General features: G+C 72.4%; 22 protein-coding genes. 6 read left to right on the forward strand and 16 right to left on the reverse strand.

Features of this window, described 5'->3' with window-relative positions:
- Positions 1-2 precede the first annotated feature (2 nt).
- On the forward strand, positions 3-656 hold the full coding sequence (locus tag AB0M30_RS05370; protein ID WP_364580142.1) for a response regulator transcription factor: 654 nt from the start codon (positions 3-5) through the stop codon (positions 654-656).
- A gap of 198 nt (positions 657-854) precedes the next feature.
- Here AB0M30_RS05370 and AB0M30_RS05375 read toward each other — a convergent pair whose 3' ends face one another.
- From AB0M30_RS05375 to AB0M30_RS05400, 6 genes are all read right to left on the reverse strand, one after another.
- Complete coding sequence (locus AB0M30_RS05375; protein WP_364580144.1) at positions 855-2,000, reverse strand: S8 family serine peptidase; 1,146 nt, start codon at positions 1,998-2,000, stop codon at positions 855-857.
- A 14-nt stretch (positions 2,001-2,014) separates the two neighbouring features.
- Entirely contained in the window at positions 2,015-4,129 is a 2,115-nt protein-coding gene (locus tag AB0M30_RS05380) for a hypothetical protein (RefSeq protein WP_364580146.1), read from the reverse strand.
- 123 nt (positions 4,130-4,252) lie between these two features.
- Positions 4,253-4,588 carry a hypothetical protein gene (locus AB0M30_RS05385; protein WP_364580149.1) on the reverse strand — a complete coding sequence of 112 codons (336 nt, stop codon included), beginning with the start codon at positions 4,586-4,588 and terminating at the stop codon, positions 4,253-4,255.
- A 15-nt stretch (positions 4,589-4,603) separates the two neighbouring features.
- Entirely contained in the window at positions 4,604-5,968 is a 1,365-nt protein-coding gene (locus AB0M30_RS05390; RefSeq protein ID WP_364580150.1) for a protein kinase, read from the reverse strand.
- A 106-nt stretch (positions 5,969-6,074) separates the two neighbouring features.
- Positions 6,075-6,536 (reverse strand): HNH endonuclease, encoded by a 462-nt coding sequence (locus tag AB0M30_RS05395; RefSeq protein ID WP_176170002.1) that lies wholly within the window; start codon positions 6,534-6,536, stop codon positions 6,075-6,077.
- Between the two features lie 98 nt (positions 6,537-6,634).
- A complete protein-coding gene (locus AB0M30_RS05400) occupies positions 6,635-7,573 on the reverse strand; it encodes a ferulic acid esterase (RefSeq protein ID WP_364580155.1) in 939 nt (312 codons plus the stop codon).
- Between the two features lie 155 nt (positions 7,574-7,728).
- Between AB0M30_RS05400 and htpG the strand changes: the two genes are divergently transcribed.
- Positions 7,729-9,624 carry a molecular chaperone HtpG gene (gene htpG, locus AB0M30_RS05405; protein WP_364580158.1) on the forward strand — a complete coding sequence of 632 codons (1,896 nt, stop codon included), beginning with the start codon at positions 7,729-7,731 and terminating at the stop codon, positions 9,622-9,624.
- Positions 9,625-9,658: 34 nt separating this feature from the next.
- On the opposite strand, the gene AB0M30_RS05410 is transcribed toward htpG, so the two are convergent.
- The 6 genes from AB0M30_RS05410 to AB0M30_RS05435 all read right to left on the reverse strand — a co-directional run bounded on the left by AB0M30_RS05410 (position 9,659) and on the right by AB0M30_RS05435 (position 14,902).
- Entirely contained in the window at positions 9,659-11,128 is a 1,470-nt protein-coding gene (locus tag AB0M30_RS05410; protein ID WP_364580160.1) for a glycoside hydrolase family 76 protein, read from the reverse strand.
- 93 nt (positions 11,129-11,221) lie between these two features.
- Positions 11,222-11,854 carry a cupredoxin family copper-binding protein gene (locus AB0M30_RS05415; protein ID WP_364580162.1) on the reverse strand — a complete coding sequence of 211 codons (633 nt, stop codon included), beginning with the start codon at positions 11,852-11,854 and terminating at the stop codon, positions 11,222-11,224.
- Positions 11,851-12,300, reverse strand: a complete 450-nt coding sequence (locus tag AB0M30_RS05420) for a hypothetical protein (RefSeq protein WP_364580164.1) — start codon at positions 12,298-12,300, stop codon at positions 11,851-11,853. Before AB0M30_RS05420 ends, AB0M30_RS05415 begins: the two co-directional genes overlap by 4 nt.
- Positions 12,301-12,371: 71 nt before the next feature.
- A complete protein-coding gene (locus AB0M30_RS05425) occupies positions 12,372-13,358 on the reverse strand; it encodes a plastocyanin/azurin family copper-binding protein (protein WP_364580166.1) in 987 nt (328 codons plus the stop codon).
- Between the two features lie 23 nt (positions 13,359-13,381).
- Positions 13,382-14,290, reverse strand: a complete 909-nt coding sequence (locus AB0M30_RS05430; protein WP_364580169.1) for a CopD family protein — start codon at positions 14,288-14,290, stop codon at positions 13,382-13,384.
- A gap of 3 nt (positions 14,291-14,293) precedes the next feature.
- Positions 14,294-14,902: a hypothetical protein gene (locus AB0M30_RS05435; RefSeq protein WP_364580172.1), complete on the reverse strand. Its 609-nt coding sequence runs from the start codon at positions 14,900-14,902 to the stop codon at positions 14,294-14,296.
- A 381-nt stretch (positions 14,903-15,283) separates the two neighbouring features.
- Here AB0M30_RS05435 and AB0M30_RS05440 point away from each other — a divergent pair, with 381 nt between their 5' ends.
- The 4 genes from AB0M30_RS05440 to AB0M30_RS05455 all read left to right on the forward strand — a co-directional run bounded on the left by AB0M30_RS05440 (position 15,284) and on the right by AB0M30_RS05455 (position 17,386).
- Complete coding sequence (locus AB0M30_RS05440) at positions 15,284-15,820, forward strand: copper resistance CopC family protein (protein ID WP_364580174.1); 537 nt, start codon at positions 15,284-15,286, stop codon at positions 15,818-15,820.
- A gap of 29 nt (positions 15,821-15,849) precedes the next feature.
- Positions 15,850-16,188, forward strand: a complete 339-nt coding sequence (locus tag AB0M30_RS05445) for a hypothetical protein (RefSeq protein ID WP_364580177.1) — start codon at positions 15,850-15,852, stop codon at positions 16,186-16,188.
- Positions 16,189-16,192: 4 nt separating this feature from the next.
- A complete protein-coding gene (locus tag AB0M30_RS05450) occupies positions 16,193-16,843 on the forward strand; it encodes a phosphoribosyltransferase family protein (RefSeq protein WP_364580180.1) in 651 nt (216 codons plus the stop codon).
- A 120-nt stretch (positions 16,844-16,963) separates the two neighbouring features.
- A complete protein-coding gene (locus AB0M30_RS05455) occupies positions 16,964-17,386 on the forward strand; it encodes a DUF6292 family protein (protein WP_364580183.1) in 423 nt (140 codons plus the stop codon).
- 148 nt (positions 17,387-17,534) lie between these two features.
- Here AB0M30_RS05455 and AB0M30_RS05460 read toward each other — a convergent pair whose 3' ends face one another.
- The 4 genes from AB0M30_RS05460 to AB0M30_RS05475 all read right to left on the reverse strand — a co-directional run bounded on the left by AB0M30_RS05460 (position 17,535) and on the right by AB0M30_RS05475 (position 19,200).
- Positions 17,535-17,768, reverse strand: a complete 234-nt coding sequence (locus tag AB0M30_RS05460) for a hypothetical protein (RefSeq protein ID WP_364580186.1) — start codon at positions 17,766-17,768, stop codon at positions 17,535-17,537.
- A gap of 94 nt (positions 17,769-17,862) precedes the next feature.
- Positions 17,863-18,225, reverse strand: a complete 363-nt coding sequence (locus AB0M30_RS05465) for a VOC family protein (protein WP_360175108.1) — start codon at positions 18,223-18,225, stop codon at positions 17,863-17,865.
- Entirely contained in the window at positions 18,222-18,650 is a 429-nt protein-coding gene (locus AB0M30_RS05470; RefSeq protein WP_364580189.1) for a hypothetical protein, read from the reverse strand. The genes AB0M30_RS05465 and AB0M30_RS05470 overlap by 4 nt, the downstream gene beginning before the upstream one ends.
- 106 nt (positions 18,651-18,756) lie before the next feature.
- Entirely contained in the window at positions 18,757-19,200 is a 444-nt protein-coding gene (locus tag AB0M30_RS05475; RefSeq protein ID WP_364580192.1) for a DUF4383 domain-containing protein, read from the reverse strand.
- Positions 19,201-19,333: the final 133 nt, after the last annotated feature.

Consider the following 19,333-nt stretch of genomic DNA (forward strand, 5'->3'; position numbering starts at 1 on the left):
CGGTGCTCGCGCCGCTGCCGGTGCGGGTCCTGGTGGCCGAGCGCGACCCGGCGGTGCGAGCCCGCCTGAGCACGGTGCTCGAGGAGGCGGACGGCATCGAGCTGGTCGGCGCGGCCCCCGACGCGACGGCGGCCCGGGTCACCCTGCGCCGGCGCCTGCCGGACGTGCTGCTGCTGGACCTGCGCCTGGGCTGGCCGGACGCGCTGACCCGCCGTCCGGCGGTGGTGGCCCTGGCGACGTTCGACTCGGACGCGGGCATCCTGCGCGCCCTCCGCGACGGCGCGGCGGGCTTCCTGCTGCGATCGGCCCGGCGCCGCGACCTGATCAAGGTGGTCCGCTTGGCCGCGGACGGCCACGTGGTGTTGTCCCCGGACGCCTCCCGCCGCTGGGTGGCCTCGGCGACCAGGCTGTCCGGCCCGCGCGACGAGCGGCTGGCGGCGGTGGACCGCTTGTCGGCCCGCGAGACCGAGGTGCTCGCGGCGGTCGGCGCGGCTTTGACGAACGCGGAGATCGCCGAGCGGCTCGAGCTGCCGGAACCGGTGGTCCGGGACCACGTGGCGACGGTGGTGCGGAAGCTGGGCTGCGCGCACCGGACGGGCGCGGGGCTGCTGGCCTACGAGCGCGGGCTGTGCCGTCCGGGCCATGGCGGGCCTTGACGACGCTCTGAGCGCCGCCGCCGGTCAGCGCGGTGGTGGGGGCGGGTTACCGTGGCCGACTGGCGGCCGGGAGCTGCTCAGCGAGGCTGACGCTGTGCCCTCCACCAGCGGGCGCGACCGCGGTGGGGTGTGAGTTGCCATGGACGCCTGGCGGCCAGTACCGGTGGCGTGGGCAGCCGGCCCACGCCACCGGTTCCCTCAGAAGCCCGCCAGGCCGTCCGGTACCCCGACACCCGTCGGCGCGTCATAACCCGGCCCCGCGACGCACAGATAATCGCCGCCGCACTTCTTGCCCGCTCCGGCCGGGTCGTTGTGGCCCGTGGTGATGTCGGTGAACGAGGCCGCCTTGGCGTACACGTCCGCCGGACCAATCGCCCCCGCGTGGCCCGAACGGCCGATCAGGCCCGCGATGAACGGCGCCGAAGCGCTCGTGCCGCTCGCCCGGGTCCAGCCGTCCGCATCCGTGTAGTGGATCGCGATGTCCTCGGCCGCCGCCGACACGTCCGCGACCGTTCTCTTGCCGCAGTGGGTGTCCTGCTGCCACTTCGGCTTCGCGATGTACGCCGAACAGCCGCTGCCGCCGTACGGCCAAGCCCACTCCGCCCAACCGCGCGCGGAGTCCGGATCTCGGGCCAGCGACGTCCCGCCGACCGCGATCGTCGAGGCCAGGACCGCCGGGTAGCTCGCCGCCGTGAAGCCGCGGTCGCCGGAAGACGCCACCACCGTCACGCCCGGGTGCTGGTAATGGCTCGCGTACGCCAGCGCCGCGCCGTTTTCGCGGGCGCCGTAGCTGTTCGACACCACCTTGGCGCCCAGCCGCACCGCCGTGTCCGCCGTCTCCGCCAGGTCGGCGAACCCGGGCGAGTTGCCCTCCACGACCAGGATCCGGCACGACGGGCACGCCGCGGACACCATCGACACGTCCAATGTGGACTCCATGGCCCAGCCGAAGTTGTTCGCCGGCAGCGGTGTGGCCGCACCCTGCTGGTTGACCTTGCGGAAACAGCCGTTCGCCGTCGTGCACGGCGGCAGGCCGTACTGCGCCCGGTACGCGGCCAGGTCGGCCTCCAGGTCCGGCGCGTCGAAGGCGATCGAGATGCCGACGACGGTGTCCGGCTCCGCCGAAGCCGGCAGCCGGTAGGCCGCCGCGAGGTCGTCGGCGCCCCAGCCGGCCGGGCCGCCGGCCGAGCGCGCCGCACCGGGCGTGTACGTGGTGAGGCAGTGCAGCAGGCCCGGCTGCTCGGGGCACGCCGCGCGGGGCGCCGGTGCCGCGCTCGCGGCCGGCGTGACCAGCCCGATCGCCGCCACCGCGGCGGCCAGCATCACCAGCCATCTCTTGTTCACCGTGGACAGTCCTCTCATGACGGGTAGACGTGGTAGGCGGCGGTGATCGTCTCGGCGATCGTCACCCCGGCGGCGTCGGCCGCCGTGACGCGCAGTGAGACGTCCGTGCCCCGGAACGCCTCCGTGGTTGCGGTGAAGCCCGCGTGGAAGACGCCGTCGCCGCGGGCGGTGACGGTCGCGTCCTGCCAGGTCGTCCCGTCGGTCGAGTACTGCACGGTCGCGGCCGTCACCGGCGAGCCGGTGCTCTGCTGCAGGTGCCCCACCGTGAGGTCCAGGCCCTGCGCACCGGACGGCGTGGACCCGTCCGGCCGCAGGCCGCCGACCGCGTACCCCAGCGTCAGCAGCGGTTCGACCGCACACTCCCGGTCCGGCTCCTCCGCGGCGCGGGCGCAGTACAGCGTCGGCGGCAGGGTCACCCCTTCGACGTGCTGCGACCGCCACGTCCACTCCGTGTGGGTCGCGGTGCTCTGCCGGTACATCGGCCCGGTGCGCCCGGCGTCGATCGTCAGCCCCAGCGTCGACGGGCCGGGCGTGACCTCCTGGTCGAAGCCGACCGTAGCGACGCTCCGCGGACTGCCTTCGGCCAGGGTCGTGCCGTCCTGGGTGAACCGGTAGGACCCGGTGATGGTGTCCCGGGGCTCGCCGATGAAGCCGAAACCGGTGTGACCGGGCTGGTTGTCGCTGAACGGCGTGATCGCGATCCGCACCAGGTCGCCCGCCCGCGTCGCGCCCGGCAGCGTGTACGCCCGGCCGTCGGTCAGCGGCAGCAGCGCCACCTCGCCGGCGGGGTGCAGCGGGAAGCGGTTCCAGTCCTCGGTGACCGACGAGCCGCCCTGGTAGGTGCGGAACTGCTCGTGCTGGCCGCCGGCCCAGCCGGGGAACGGCCCGGGCAGGACGTACTTCGACAAGCCGCCGAACCACCCCAGGTCCGGTGCGGCCGAGACGTATTCCGTCTGCTTCCGGGGCAGCTGGATCGGGTGCGACGGGTGGCCGCTGACGTCCTCGAACGAGAACATCCCGCTGCGCTGGCGCAGGCCGAGCGAGGAGTACTCGCTGAAGTAGGTCGCGTCGACCGCGGCGACGTCCTTCGCCGTGATCACGTACCGCTGCTGCGGAATCACCCCGATGGTCGCCTTCTGCAGCACGTATTCGTACGGCGTGCCCGGCCCGGGCGGGGACACGAGCCTGCTGTACGGATAGGTCTGCAGCGCCCCGGTGCGCACCGGGGTGCTGGTGGGCGACACCGAGATCGGCACGCCGGGCCCGGCGTCGAAGTCGACGAGCAGCGCCGGGCCGGTCTTGGCGGCCCGGCGGAACAGGAAGCCGGTGTCGTCGAGCAGCGCCGGGCGCGGGGTCACCCAGGTCAGCTTGCTGGACGCCCGCTTCGCGTCGACGCGGACGGTCGCGTCCGCCTTCACCGCGAACTCCGGCTGCGCGCTGAACCGCAGCTGGGTCGGGTTGCCGTCGGCGTCGGACGTCCAGAACACCCCGAGGGCGCTGTAGTTGCCGTCCGGCACGCTGAACTTGGCCGTCCCGCCGAAGAAGTAGTTGAAGTTCTCGTCGCCGGCGAGGGTGTCGCCGTCGTCGGTGTTGTAGAGGAACGCGATACCGGTGTCGGCGGGCTTGCCCGCGATGTCCGTGGCGTCGACCGACACCGTCCGCAGCACCGATCGCGGCCGCACCGCCTGCCGCTTCGGCGCTCCCGGGAGGGCGTACCGGGCCCCGCCGGCGAACAGTCCTCGCCCGCCGAAGCGGCCACGAGCACTGTCCTCTTTGAACTGCTTGGCCAGTGCGGCGCCGAACGTCGCGGTGTCGACCGGCGCCCGGGCCCCGGCCAGCAGCGCCTTGACGTCGAACAGGCTCAGGTCGAGTCCGCGCCCGAGGTAGGGCAGCGCGGTGCCGGGCACCTCGTAGTCCCGGCCGCCGAGCCGCAGGTGCACCAGCGCCCGCGCCATGCCCTTGGCCGCGGCCGGCTGCACCTCGAACGTGTCCCGGCCGTCCGGGGCGGTCCCGACGGTCACCCGGTCCCCGGTGACGAGCGTGACGGTCGAGGACGAACCCGCGGCGGCCGCGGACGGCGGGGCGAGCCCGGCCACGCCCGCCGCACCGGCGAGCAGGACCGCGAACATCGAAAATCTTCTTCGCACTGGCGCCTCCGTGAGGTGAGTGATCACCACTACGACGGGCCGGCCGCCCGGACTGTTGAGCCGGGTCACGATCTTCGGCGAATTACCGCCGATCGGTCCAACGCGCTACTTCTTCCGCGCCTTTTCGACGGCTTCCAGGAATTCCTTGACCGCGGCGAGCTTCGAGTAGCCGTAGCGGAACGTGTTGCCCGGCAGCTTGTCGCAGCCGAAGGGCACGTTCGCGACGACCTCCGTGGGAGCGTTCGGGGCCACGAAGACGATTTCGCCGGGCTTCGCGCGGGTGGCCGCGGTGTGCCGGACGTCGGTCAGCTTCGCGACCGGAAACCGGTGCGGGGTGTCGCCGGGGAGGAAGCCGAGCGACTTCGTGGCGACCTTGAGCGTGACCGTCCGGCCGTCGAAGTGGATCGACCGGCGCCGGTCCCGGACGTGGTGGGGCCGCACGGGACCTCCCGCTGGTCAGAGCGTCCGGCAGGTGAGCGCCGGCCGGGCGTCGGCACTTCCGTTCTGCGTCAAGGCGATCAGGCCGAACGTCGTCGTCGCGTCCGCGTCGAGCTTGGCGTTCCAGCCGGCGTTTTCGACCGTCACCGTCGAACCATCGACCGTGAAGGTGCCGTTCCACAAGCCGCTGATGCGGTGACCGGCGGGCAGCTGCCAGCGGACGCGCCAGCCGGACAGGCCCGCGGTCCGGTCGTTGCGCACCGTCACCTGCACCTGGTAGCCGCCGGGCCAGGAGTTCGTCACCTCGTAGCGGGCCGCGCAGCCCAGGTCGGCCGGCGTGGGGCTCGCGGGCGTCGAGGCCGGGGGAGAGGCCGCGGGAACGGACGAAACCGGTGCGGCGACGGTCGTCGTGCCGCCGGGGACGAGCACCGTGCCGATCACCACGCCGAGGGCCAGCAGGACCGCGCCGGCGGCGGACGCCAGGACGAGCCGGCGCCGGGGGCGGCGGACGCGCAGCAGCCGGGTCCCGGCCCGGGGCCGCGGCCGGGGCGGCGGCAGCGGACGGCCGCCGGTGACCGCTTCGAACAGCTCCTGGACCTCGGCCATCGACGGGCGCGCTTCGGGATCCCGCTGCAGCATGCGGATGAGCACTTCGGCGAGCGGCCCCTGGTGCCGCGGCGGGATCGTCTCCTCCTTCGCGATGCGCAGCAGGAGCGTGATCGCGTTGTCGTCGTTGCCGAACGGGGGCGTGCCTTCCAGCGCGCGGTAGAGCGTCGCCCCGAGGGAAAAGACGTCGGCCGGGAAACCGGCTTCGTGGCCGCCGGCGACTTCGGGAGCCAGGTAGGCCGGCGTGCCCGCGATGAACCCACCGCCGGTCACGGTCCCTTCGCCGGTGGCGCGGGAAATGCCGAAGTCGGCGATCTTGACGACGCCGGACTCGCCGAGCAGGACGTTGCCGGGCGTGACGTCGCGGTGCACGACTCCCTCGGCGTGGGCGGCCGCGAGCGCCGACGCGACCGGCAGGCCGATGCGCGCCACCTCTTCGGCGGGGAGGGTCTCCCGGTCCAGCAGGATCTCCGCGAGGCTGCGCGACGGCAGGTACTCCATCACCAGGTACGGCCCGCCGGGCGCCTCGACGACGTCGTGCACCGTGATCGCGTGCGGGTGCCGCAGGCGCGCGGTGAGCCGCGCTTCGCGCAGGGCACGCACGCTCGCCTGCTGACTGGCCGCCGGCCCGATGGCCGCGTCGTAGTCCAGCTGCTTGACCGCGACGACGCGGTCGAGCCGCTCGTCGCGGGCGCGCCAGATGACGCCCATCGAGCCCTGGCCGATCCTCATCGCCAGCCGGTAGCGCCCGGCGATCAGCTCTCCTGCGTCGGTCACGGCGACCTCCCCGGCCTTCCCCAGAGCACACAGCACACACGGATGCGGGTGGCGATCGGTTCGAGCCTAACGGCCTGCCCGCCGGTGTGCAGGCGGGCAGGCCGCGTCAAGCGCCGGGCCGGTGCAGCTGGTCCCACGCCGGGACGTACGGGGTGAAGCGCAGCTTCATCCCGGCCTCGCCCGGCAGCTTGTCCGCCTTGCGGGCGTTGCAGCTGCGGGCCGTGCCCCCGCACGCGGCGACCGTGTTGAGCCAGTCGGTCCGGGCGCCGCCGCGGCTCAGCGGCGTCACGTGGTCGATCGTGGTGGCGCGCTGCCCGCAGTAGGCGCAGCGGTAGCCGTCACGGACCAGCACGCCGCGCCGGGACCAGCGCGGCGGCTGCGTATATCGCCACTTCATGACGACGTACCGCAGCAACCGCACGATCTTCGGGCGCGGGAACAGCCCGTAGGCGAGGCCCTCCTCGGCTTCGTGGATTTCGGCGACGTGGCGCACGAGCATGCGGATCGCGTGCGGGACCGAAACGGTCTGCAGCGGCTCGTAGCCGGCGTTCAGGACGAGTACTTTCACAGCGCACTCCGATTTCGACGATGGGACGCGGGAAGCGGTGGCCTCCCGCTTGGTGGGAATCATCGTCGCCGAGCGGCTTGACCTGCGTCAATCGCGTTTCACCGCAGGGGATGCGCGCGGAAGAACCGCCAAATCACCGGCGTCGCGTCGAGCACCGTGGGCGTCGCGGAATCGTTGTTCGGCCGGGTGCTGGGCCAGACGTGCCCGGCGCCTTCGACGCGGTAGTGCTCGAGGGCGCCGCGCCGGTCGCAGCCGAGCCACTTCTCGGCGACGACTCCGGCGATCGGCGTCCACGACACCGGAGCGGGCCGGCAACCGTCCCTTGTGGACCAGGCGGCCAGCCAGTCCGGGATCGCGGGCAGGCCTTTCGCCGGATTGCCGGCGTACGGGATCGTCGTGTCGGCCGTGCCGTGGAAGTCGAGGACCGGCACGGGCCGGCTCGGGTGGCAGGGGCCGCCCTGCGGGTAGAACGCGCCGGACACCGGCGCGAACGCGGCGATCCGGCCCGCCAGCCGGCAGGCGAGCACGCCGGTGAACCCGCCGCCGTTGGACTTGCCGGCCGCGAAGATCCGGCCGGGGTCGACGCACAGCGTGCGCTGCAGCGCGGTCAGCAGGTCGCTGGTGAACAGGACGTCGTCGGCGGCGGCCGAGTAGGGCGCCCCGGTCCAGGCCGATTCGCCGTCGGTGCCGATCAGGCCCTGCGGGTAGACGGCGATCGTGTCCAGCGCCGAGAAGCCGGACAGCTCCTCCTGGTACTGGGACGTCCGCTTGTGCCCGTGGAAGGACAGGACCAGCGGGTACGGCCGCCACGGGTGGTACCCGGCGGGCAGGTGGACGGTGTACTCGCGGTCGAGGCCACCCGAGGTGACGTGCCGGGTGGTCGTCACGCCGGCCGGGAACCCGGGTGCGCGTCCGCAGCCGGTGGTGGGAACGGGGTGGTCGGCGACGCCACCCGCGGCGGCGGGCGCGGCGAAGGCGGTGGTCAGGGCACAGGCCGCGGCGAACACGGCCGCCCATCGGGGGAAGCGTCCGGGCACTCGATCCTCCTTGATCGGCAGCGGGGCGTGGCCAGCATCACACCGGGAGCCGCCGGCCCGGGGATTGCGTTCATAAAGTGCGCGGTCGGAACTGTCGGACCCACTCGGTAGGATCGACCCAACAACGGCCTTCGGACATGCGGAAAGGGATGGAAGTGACTGCCCCGATCGAGACGCTGGAGTTCCAGTCGGAAGCGCGTCAGCTGCTCCAGCTGATGATCCATTCGATCTATTCGAACAAGGACACGTTCCTGCGGGAGCTCGTGTCCAACGCCTCCGACGCCCTCGACAAGCTGAGGCTGGAGTCGTACCGCGACAAGGACCTCGAGGCGGACACGTCCGACCTGCACATCGCGATCGAGACCGACCCGGAGGCGCGGACCCTGACGGTGCGCGACAACGGCATCGGCATGACCCGCGAGGAGGTCGTCGCCCTGATCGGGACGATCGCCAAGTCCGGCACCGCCGACTTCCTGACCAAGCTCAAGGAGGCGAAGGACGCGGCGGCGTCGCAGGACCTCATCGGGCAGTTCGGCGTCGGGTTCTACGCGAGCTTCATGGTCGCGGACAAGGTCACCCTCGTGACGCGCCGCGCCGGCACCGCCGAGGGCGTCCGCTGGGAGTCGACCGGCGAAGGCACGTACACGATCCAGCCGGTCGAAGACGCGCCCCAGGGCACCGCGGTCACCCTGCACCTCAAGCCCGAGGACACCGAGGACCACCTCTACGACTACACGTCCGCGGCGAAGATCCGCGAAATCGTGAAGAAGTACTCCGACTTCATCACCTGGCCCATCCGGATGGCGGGCGAGGGCGAAGCCGCCGAGGCCGAAACCGTCAACTCGATGAAGGCGCTGTGGGCGCGCTCGTCGAGCGAGGTCACCGAGGACGAGTACCACGAGTTCTACAAGCACGTCAGCCACGACTGGCAGGACCCGCTGGAAACGATCCGGCTGCAGGCCGAGGGGACGTTCGAGTACCAGGCGCTGCTGTTCCTGCCCTCGCACGCGCCGATGGACCTGTTCCTGCGCGAGCGCAAGCGCGGCGTCCAGCTCTACGTCAAGCGCGTGTTCATCATGGACGACTGCGAGTCGCTCGTCCCCGAGTACCTGCGGTTCGTCAAGGGCGTCGTCGACGCGCAGGACCTCTCGCTCAACGTCTCGCGGGAGATCCTCCAGCAGGACAGGCAGATCCAGCTGATCCGCCGCCGCCTGGTGAAGAAGGTCCTGTCGACGGTCAAGACGATGATGACCGCCGACGCCGAGAAGTACGCGACGTTCTGGCGCGAGTTCGGCCGGGCGGTCAAGGAGGGCTTGCTCGACGACTTCGAGAACCGCGAAGCCATCCTCGAGATCTCCTCGTTCGCCTCGACGCACGACGCCGAGAAGCCGACTTCGCTGCGCGACTACGTCTCGCGGATGAAGGAGGGCCAGGAGCACATCTACTTCATGACCGGCGAATCGCGGTCCGCGATCGAGAACTCGCCGCACATGGAGGCGTTCCGCGCCAAGGGCTTCGAGGTGCTGGTGCTGACCGACCCGATCGACGAGATGTGGGTCGACTCGGTGCCGGGCTTCGACGGGAAGCAGTTCCAGTCGATCGCCAAGGGTCAGGTCGACCTCGAGTCGGAAGAGGACAAGAAGGCCACCGAGGTCGCCCGCGAGCAGCAGAACAAGGACTTCGAGAGCCTGCTGACCTGGATGGGGACGGCGCTGGGCGAGACCGTCAAGGAGGTGCGCCTCTCGTCGCGGCTGACGACGTCGCCCGCCTGCATCGTCGGCGACACGCACGACCTGACCCCGACGCTGGAGAAGATGTACCGCGCGATGGGGCAGGAACTGCCGCCGATCAAGCGCATCCTCGAGCTCAACCCGGAGCACGGCCTGGTGACGGGGCTGCGCGAGGCGCACGCATCGCGGCCGGACGACGAGGGCCTGGCCGAGACGGCCGAGCTGCTCTACGGCATGGCCCTGCTCGCGGAGGGCGGCGAGCTGGCCGACCCGTCGCGGTTCATCAAGCTGCTGTCCGGCCGGCTGGAGAAGACGCTCTGAGCCGAGGCCCGGGCGGGTGCGAACCCGCCCGGGCTCACGGGGCCGCGTTCATCAGGTCGAGCGCGCTCTGCTGCCGGGCGGCGTCGGTCTGGTCGAACGGGCCCGCCCACATCAGCCCGTACGCCTCCGCGCTGTTCCGGTCGTTCGTGTACGCCGCGTTCGCCTGCCGCTGCAGGTAGGCCGTGTACGGGTGATCGGGCAGTGCCGCGTTCAGCACCGCCAGGTCCCGGACGTACACGCCCTTGAACGTCGGGCCGTCGATGCCGCCCCCGCCGGCCGTCTCGCCCGGGTCGCGGAGGATCCCGCCCGGGTTGAGGGCCGCGTTCGTCGTCGACGCGTTCGCCATCGCGCGGGCCTTCGTCAGCAGGCTCGCGTCGCCGGTGGCGCGGTTGAGCTCGCTCAGCGCCGCCAGGGGCACGCCCTGGTTGTACGTCCAGACGGGCTGGCCGTTGTTGGTGCAGGTCGCCGTGTTGAGGCCGTCGTTGACCAGGTTCCCGCTGTTGATCACGCCGCTGCCCGAGAACCACGTCCAGCCCGCGCGGGCGCGCGCCAGGTACGCGGTGTCGCCCGGGATGCGGTTGTGCAGGGCCGCGTTGAGCTGGATGTACAGCGAGTTCGGGATGGCGTTCTTCGTCGTTCGCGAAGTGTTCCACCAGACCCCGCCGCCGCAGACGCCGTCCCAGTACGCGTACATGTGGTCGGCGTCGGCGCGGGCGGTGTTCAGGTAGCGGCCGTCGCCGGTCAGGTCGTAGGCGTCGACCCAAGCCAGGCCCCACCACGCGGTGTCGTCGAGGTAGTCGTTGCGGAAGCTGCCGCCCTGCGCCGACAGGTTCTTCGTGTACGTCGTGTCGATCGCGTAGCGGTAGCTGCCCATACCGCTGATCCGGGCGCTGTCGATGACCGCGGTGAGCGCGTTGGCCGAGTTCCACCACCCGGTCGTGTCGAAGAGGCCGGTGCCGAGGTTGTACCGCTCCATCAGGGCCGTCGCCGCCGCGGTGCGGCGGTCCCAGGCGTTCCAGGTCGTCCGGGCCCAGCCGGTGCAGGCGATGGTTCCCGATCCCACGGGCTGCCCGCAGGCGCGCAACAGTCCCACGCCCTTGTTCGCCCAGTCGTCGGCGTTGTACATCAGCGTCCGGTAGCCCGTCGCTCCCGACGGTGTCACGGTGTCGCCGAGCTTGCTGCCCGAGGCCCACGTGCGCCCGGCGTCGAACGAGCGGTCCAGCCAGACGTGGTCGCCGGCGCCGCCGCCGGTGATCGCCGCCCAGCCCATGTCGTCACCGTCGTCGAGGTGCAGGGAGATCCGGCGTGACCCGGTGGTCGCCGAGCTCCCTTCGCGGTCACCGGGCGACAGCGCCGGATCCCGGGCGTCGCAATACTTGTCGCAGATCGGGGCGGCGGCCGGGGTCGCGGCCACGGACGCCGGAGCAGCCGGGGTGGCCGGGGTAGCCGGAGTGGCCGGAGCGGCGGCCAGGGCCAGGGTCGTCAGGAAAGCCAGGAAGTGCATCGGTCACCTTCCGCGCTGAAGGGCGATGCTCCCATTCTGCCGAGCCGATATTATTGGTCCAGTCCTTTGCCGGGACAGGTTCCGGACAGGAATTCACGCCCGCCGCGAGCTCAGCAGCAGCAGGCACAGCACCGCGATCCCGGTGACGAGCCCGGCGACCAGCAGCATCGGGTCCAGGGTCGCCGGTGTCGCCGCGGTCGCCTGCTGGACCGCGGGCGGCGGCTCGGCGGCGGCCGGAATGGCCTCGGTGGCCGGAGCGGCCGGGGTGACGGCGGCCACGGAGGTGGCCGCCGGGGGAGTGCTCCCCGGAAGTGTGGTCGCCACCGGCACCGCGCCGGCCGCGGTCCGGGACGGCAGCGGCCGGGACGTGGTGCTCGGCGGCGCGGTCGTGGGCGCCGGCAGCACCGTCACCGAGGCCCGCATGTCCGGGTGCACCGAGCAGTAGTACTGGTAGGTGCCCGCCTGCCGGAACGTGTAGCTCCAGCTCTGCCCGGCCGAAAGCTGCGGGCTGCGGAACGCGACCGGCGCGCTCGTCGTGACGACGTCGTGCGGGGCCTCGTCGTGCTGCATCCAGGTGACCGTGTCGCCGACCCGGACAGTCAGCGCGGCGGGGGAGAAGGCGTAGCCCTGCATCATGACCTGCTGCGTCGCCGCGGCGGCGGGGCTCGCGAGCGGCACGTTCAGGAACACGAGCAGACCGGCCACGGCCAGGGCGGCGCGCCTCATCGGACGAACTCGATCGCGATCTCGACGCGCAGCCGCCGGCGGGCCAGCAGCCGCCCGAACCGGCCCGCGCGCGGTGGTTTCCGGCGGGCCGGGAGGACGGCTCCGGCGGCCCAGACGACGACGCCGTGCTCGTCCCGGTGCCGGACGTCGCCGCGCAGGCGCACCGCCCGCCCGGCCACGCTGCCTTCGACGACGAACGGGTCCTCGGCGACTTCTCCGGCGGTGAAGGTGAGCTCGTCGCCGCGGAACGCCCGGCGGAGGAACGGGATCCCGGTCCGCAGCGAGCGGGGGTCGAAGGTGACCGTGAGCGCCGAGCCGGGCGTCCAGTGCCCGCCGGTCGCGGTGAGCCGGCCGCGGACCAGGGGCGGGCGCGAGGAAATCTCGATGACGCAGCGGTCGCGGCGCAGAGTGTAACCGGTCCGGGGCAGGACGGCGGTGTCGGACATGAAGAGTGGCCTCCGGGGATGGGAGCGGGTGGCCCGGCCGGGAACCGGGCCACCCGTGACGACGGCGAGCGTCAGCAGCTCGCCTGGTTCAGCAACGGGGTGAGCACGTTCTCGAGCCACACCGTGTGCGTCTTGATGTACTGGTCGAGGTTCAGCAGATCGGTCACCTGCTGGCCCAGCGACTCCTCGAGGTGTGCGCTCTTGATGTGCGCGATGATCGGCGCGAGCGTGTCGGTGGCGACCTGGCCGGCCGATCCGTCGAACACCGGGGCGAGCACGGTTTCCAGCCACACCGTGTGGGTCTTGAGGTACTGGTCCAGGTTGAGGATGTCCTGCACCTGCTGACCGGGTGAGGTCTCGAGGTGCGCGCTCTTGATGTGGTCGAGGATCGGCTGCAGGACGGCCTTCGGCACGCAGGAGCCGCCGCCGGCCGGGGTGGACGGCATCGGCATCGAGTGGCTCGGTGCCGAAGTCGGGGCGGACGTCGGAGCGGACGTCGGGGTGGAGGCCGGCGGAGCACTGGTCGGGGCCGCGCCGGTCACGGTGACGGTCGCCTTCATGTCCGGGTGGATCGAGCAGTAGTACGAGTACTTGCCCGCCTTGGTGAAGGTGTGGCTGAAGGTCTGGCCGGTCTGCAGGTTCGGCGAGGTGAACTTCTCCGGCCCGTCGGTGACCACGATGTTGTGCGGCGCGGTGTCGTGGTTGGTCCACGTCACCGTGTCCCCGACGTCGATCGTGAGGTCGGCCGGCGAGAACTTGTAGCCCATGGCGTCGACCGGCTTGGTGGACGGCGCCGCGGCCGGGGCGGCGGCCCCGCCCGCCTGTTCCTGCGCGAGTCCCTGGTACAGCGGGACGGCCAGGGGACCCTGCTGGGCCAGTGCGGCCAGGTCGACGTTCGCCGCCTGGCTCGGCGCGGCCTGCTCGGTCCGGTCGCCGCGCAGCGTGGCGAGGCTGAACAACGCCGTCGCCAGTGCGAGAATCGCCACGGCGACCGGCCAGCTCCGCCGTCGCCGCACCACCTCCGGCTGCTCGGGGGCGGTGGGGGTGGGGTTGTCCATCGAGGACTCCTTTCGCAGGGCCATCAGCGGCCGGGGCTGGCCGTGACGAGGAAGCTCGCCGCGAGGAGGACCACGAGCACGAGCGTGGTCTCGGCGGCGACGGAATGGACGAAGGGGCGGACGGTGGCGGCGTCCCCGCGCAGGACGACGGCGAAGTCGAGGCGGCGGCCCACCCAGCTGCGGCTGAACTGCGCGGCCAGCAGCACGACGGCGAGCACGGCCAGCTTGACCAGCAGCGTCCGCCCGTAGGCCGTGCCGAACACGCGGCCGATGCTGCCGACGGTCTGCCACGCGAGCACGACGCCCGCGGCGACCACGACGGCGACCGACGTCATCGCCAGCTTCGAGTAGCGGGGGATCACCGAGGCGAGCTCTTCGGGGTCACGGCGTGCCAGGACGCCGAACAGCAGCACGGCCAGCCCGCCGATCCACGCCGAAGCGCCCGCGAGGTGCGCGAAGTCCGCCAGCTGCGTCAGCCAGGGCCGGGTGCTCTCCACCGCGTGGCCGGTGAGCCCGGTCGTGCGGAGCAGCCCGAGCAGGATCGCCCCGGCCCCGACCCGCCAGGGCAACGCCGTGGCCGCGTCCCGGCCGCGTTGCAGCAGCCAGGCCAGCACCACCCCGCCGAGCAGCCACAGCAGCGCCCTGGCGAACCAGATGCGCCCGAACTGGCTGTCCAGCGCCTGGCCGAGCAGGTCCCAGGCCAGGAAGTCGCCGGGCGGTCGCTGCGCGGCCCACGCCGCCTGCAGGCCCAGGCCGGCGAGCGTGCCGGCCAGGCCGAGGACCCACCCGGTGATCAGCACCGAACGAGCCCCGCGGTGGCCGGCGCCGGCGGGCCAGAGCACGGCGAGGAACAGCAGCCCGCCGGCGAACAGCGTGAGACCGGCGTAGTCGACGGTGCGGGCGAGCACGTACCAGCCCTTGACGGGGTCCACGGCTCACCGTCCACTGGGGACGGTCGGCGTCGGTACCGGCACCATCGCGGGCGTCAGGCCGCCGTCGGCCGAGCGGCAGTAGCCGAGGATCAGCGCGGCGGCCCCGTCCGGTCCGGTCACCCTGAGCCCGGTCGTGAGGGAGCCGAGCAGGGGCAGCCCGCCGACGGTGTCGAGAACCTGTTGCGGCACACCGGCTTGGCACGCGGGCACGTCGGTTCCCGGCGGCGGTGGTGCCGGTGTCGTCGGCTCCGGCGAGGACACCGGGGGAGGCAAGGTCCCGGGCTCGGGTGACCCCGGATCCGGCACCGGAACCACGCCGGTGTCGCCGGGCATCGACGGCATCGACGGCACCGGGCCCGCCGGCTGGTCGCCCACCGGGATGGCGGGCAGCGGGGACACCGGGCCGCCCGTGGGCAGCTGGCCGGCCGGAACCGGCTGCGCGCCGGGGGTTTGCGGCGTGGCGGGGTGGCCGCCGTCCGCGACCGCGGGCGGGGTGGCCGCGGCGGTGCCCGGCCGCAGGCCGAGGCCGGAGGCGTAGCCGACGACGATCACGACGGCGCCGGCCAGGCTCGCGGCGATGACGTGGTCACGGCGCAGGGCGGGTCCTCGCACGGTTTCGTCCTCCAGAGAACGGGAATTCGCTCACGGGAAACGGCAATTCCGGAGCGGCGGGGAAAGAGCGGGATGTGGGAGCAATAAACCAGCCGCCACGTTTCGCGGGGTGATCTTCACGTGAAGGCCAGGTTAAGTCGAGCGGCCCGCGGACGGCCTGACGCGGTGAGTTGCTGGGCCGAAAGCCGCTTTCGCTGGACTGTTCGGGTGACCGGACAGGCGAACCGTCGGAGTAGCTGCCCGGTTTGCCTGATCCCGGGGTGGCGGTGCGCCGCGCCGGTGAGAATTGGTTAACACAGCCGTTTCACGACCTCCCGTCATGACCCGGGTCAGCTCGCTACGGTTCCGGCATCGCTCGAATTCCCGAGAAGGCGAGAAAACATGACTTCCCGCTGGTCTTTCCCGGTCCGGATCGCCGCCGCGCTGGCGGCCGCCATCGGCGCGGTATTGCTGGGCGCGTCCGCGGCGGCCGCGCACAGCGTCCTGGTGTCCAGTTCGCCGGCCGCGGACGCGTCGGTCGCCGCGGGCCCGGCCGAGGCCGTGCTCGAGTTCAACGAGCCGGTGGAAAACCGGTTCACCGAACTCGCGGTGCTCGGGCCCGACGGGACTTCGCACTGGGAGGCCGGTCCGGCGTCCATTGTGGACGCCCGGGTCTCCGCGCCGCTGCGTCCGCTCGGTCCGGCCGGGGCCTACACCATCCGGTACCGCGTCACCTCCGCCGACGGCCACCCGGTCTCCGGCACCGTCCCGTTCCGGCTCACCGTGGCGGGCCCGGCGGCCGCGGTGCCGGCCGCCGCCGCGGTGGCCCGCCCGGACTCGGACGGCTCGATGCCGCTGTGGCCGTGGCTCACCGGGGGCGCCGTCCTGCTCGGCACCGGGTTCGCGGTCGCCCGGCGGTTGAGCCGCCCGGACGCTTGAGGTCGTCGCCCCGCGGGTATCCCGGGCCCATGACGAATCTCGACGACACCACGACCGCGAAGCTCGACGAATTCGTGCTCGCCCGGCTCGCGGAGGACGAAGAGCGCGTCCGGGCGGGTGAACTGCCGCAGATCGACGAGGCGGAGCGGCGCGGGCGGTTGCGGATCATGTACGCCGACGACGGCGACGGCCTGCTGCTGGCCGGCGGGCCGGTCGAGGCCATGGAGGACCGGCACCCGGTGCCGTTCGCCGAGAAGGCCGAGTTCCTGCGCCGCGAGATCCGCGACGTCCACGACGACGCCTCCGTCAAGCTCATCGCGTCGGTGTACGAAGCCCACCCCGACTGGCGCGACGAGTGGCGCCCGTGACCTGATGCCCGCGCGGCAGGCGGGTCCGCGGATCTTCGCCGACCGTGAGGACGGCGGCCGCCGGCTCGCGGGCGAGCTGCGGCGCCGGGCCTGGGCCGACCCGGTCGTGCTCGGGCTCGCCCGCGGCGGCGTGCCGGTGGCCGCCGTCGTCGCGCGGTGGCTCGGCGCCGAACTGGACGTCGCGGTCGCGCGCAAGATCGGCGCGCCGGGCCACCGCGAGTACGGCGTCGGCGCGGTCACCCCGGACGGACCGGCGATCTACGACGAGGCCGGTCTGCGCGGGCTGAAGCTGACCACCGCGCGGATGGCCCGGGCCGAGGCCCGGGAACGGGCGGAAGCGCGCCGCCGGCTCGAGCGCTACCGGGCCGGCCGGGTACCCGCCGGTCTCACCGGCCGTGACGTCCTCCTCGTGGACGACGGGCTCGCGACCGGCGTCACCGCGACTGCGGCGTTGCGCGACATCCGTGCGGCCCGGCCGAGGACGCTCGTCTTCGCCGCACCCGTCGCCGCTCCCGGCGCGGTCACGCGGCTGCTGGGCGAAGCCGACGACGTCGTGTGCGTTGCGGAACCGCCGGACTTTCGCGCGGTCGGTCAGTGGTACGCCGATTTCCGCCAGCTGGGCGACGACGACGTGCTGAACCTGCTCATTTCGTGACCCGGAGCGCTCCTAAGAGGACCACCGGTGACGCTCTGCTCCACTCGGGGTGCCCCGGGTTGACCCTGTGGGTGACGGGGTATCAGCCGATGGGGCACCGACCGAAGGGGCGGGAGCGGGATGAGCGAACGGGACGGGCTCGGCGCGGCGGCGCGCGGGCTGCGGCAGTATCTATTGGCCGTCGCGGCCAAGCTGGACGCACCCGCTTGGTTCTGCGAGGTGGACGTTCCGGCCGGAGCGTACGTCGCGCTGGAGCGGCGGCTCGCCCGGTTCCCGGCCCACGAGACGGCGCTGCTGTGGGACGAACGCGACGGCTGGGCGGCCGCGGTCGAGTCGTCCACCGGCGACGACGTCATCGTGCTGGCCTACTTGGGCGAAGACGTGCTGCCCCCGCCGGAAGCCGTCGTGGAGTTCGTGGCCGGCTTGTACGGCGAAAAGTACCCCGGCCGCCCGGATCCCCCGGATTTCCGCAGACCCGGCACCGCGGACGGCTTCGACGACCGCCTGGCCGCCTACGCCGGCGACCCGGTCGGGCAAGCCTGACTTTGGCCGAAACCGAAACGGCCAGGCCGGTGTCAGCGGGCCGGCAGCACGCAGAATTCGTTGCCTTCCGCAAGCGCTGGGCTAGGACACCTTGTCTGCGCGGGGCTGTACCCGCTTGGGTCGTTCACGAGGCACAGTCAATTCCGCGCTAAGGCAAGCTGCGCTTTGTCAAGACCCTAAAGGCCCTGAAGTGCGGGTTTTTTTGAAGCTCCCACGTCGCAAGGGCGGCGAGGAGGCCGACCACCAGCGTGCTGCCAAGCTGAAAGAGGTTGGGCAGCTCATGGAACCCCGCAGCGGCCGCGGTGATCGCGACGAGCGCCGCGATGACCACAGGCGCGAACCGCGGTGCAGCGGTCGCGCGTCGGACTGACTGCTTGCCCACGGGGCGGATTCTGTCATAGGAGCGTTCTGCGGGAACTCCCGCTGGCGATGGGGTCTTCCGACTGACCACGGTGGCCGGGAGAGTCGGCCGGGTGTCAGCGGGCCGGCAGCACGCAGAATTCGTTGCCTTCCGGATCAGCGAGCACGATCCACGGGTCGTCGTCCGGATCGTCGAGGACCTTCGCCCCCAGCATCACCAGCCGTTCGACCTCCGCCCGCTGATCGCCCGCCACCGGCGCCAAGTCGAGGTGCAGCCGGTTTTTGACGGTCTTCTCCTCGGGCACCGGCTGGAACAACAGTGCCGGCCCGTCGTCGAAGTCGACCTGGCGGTACGTGAGGCCGTGGGAGTCGGTCCACGTGCGGGTCTTTCCGTTGCCCACTGCCGCGGCCCAGAATTCGGCCAGCAGGTCGGGCTGACGGCAGTCGATCGCCACGGCCAGGATGCGGGCCGCCGTCACGCGTCCGCCACGATGCGGTTGATGGCTTCGGCGACCAGTTCCGGCTCGGACACCGTCACCGTCAGGCCCGGGTGGCGGAGCAGGCCCCACGGGTCGATGCCCCGGACGGGTTCCCGGAACCGGAGGCACACGCCGCCCTGGGTGGTCGTGCCGAAGGTCAAGCCGCGGTCGGCGAGCGAAAGCCGGACGCCGAAGACGCGGAGAGCGCGGTATGGCCCCGTGGCTTCCGCTCCGGCGAGGTTGCTCAGCGGCGTCTGGACCAGCCACGGCCCGAACCGGACGCGCAGGCCGGCGGCGTCCAGCTCCAACCCGGCGCGCGCACCCAAAATTCGGCACACCCACGGGAATCCGACCGCGAAGTCCGCGTGCAGCCGGTAGTGCACGACGACGGCGGGTTCACCCACCACCGCCTCACTCGGGGTCATGCGCCGCCGCCCAACGGCGGGATGTCCGGTTCGCGGTGCATGGGAACCTCCTTGACGCGGTTTCCTTCCCCGGCTACCCGGTGGCCACGGGCCGAAACGACCGGGATCACCGCGAGCGCGCGGCGGTCCGGTTGACCGCCCGCGCCGCGACGATGCCGAGCACCAGCGCGGCGGCCGCGGTCAGCCCGTGCAGCCAGTTGTCCGCCCAGTTCAGGTTGATCGGGTCTTCGGGGTTGACGAGCGCGGTGGCGAGGATGCCGTAGGCGGTCATCCCGGTGAACCCGACGAACAGCACCCAGCAGTAGATCAGCGCCCCGCTGCGCCGGGTCGCGGCGAGCAGCCCGAGCACCCCGACCGCCGTGTGGACGAGGTTGAGCAGCGGGGTCACGCTGAAGATCCAGACCGCGCGGCCGGTCTCGTGGCCGACCGCGGCGGTTTCCGGGGTCAGGAACCCGGCGATGCCCAGCACGAGGTAGAGCAGCCCGAGGACGGCGACGACCGGGCGGAGCCAGGACACTGCGGTCCGGGAGCGGATTTCGGCGGACGACATGGGGGTCTCCTTCCCTTCGCGGCCGGATACCCCGTCACGCGTGCGGAAAACGGACAAGTGGAAGGGGCCGGACGGCGGGCTGGGGGTTCCGCCGTCCGGCCCACGGCCGGGGCCCGCGCCGGTCCCTGCAGCC

The organism is Amycolatopsis sp. NPDC051716, from assembly GCF_040681595.1.
GTDB lineage: Bacteria > Actinomycetota > Actinomycetes > Mycobacteriales > Pseudonocardiaceae > Amycolatopsis.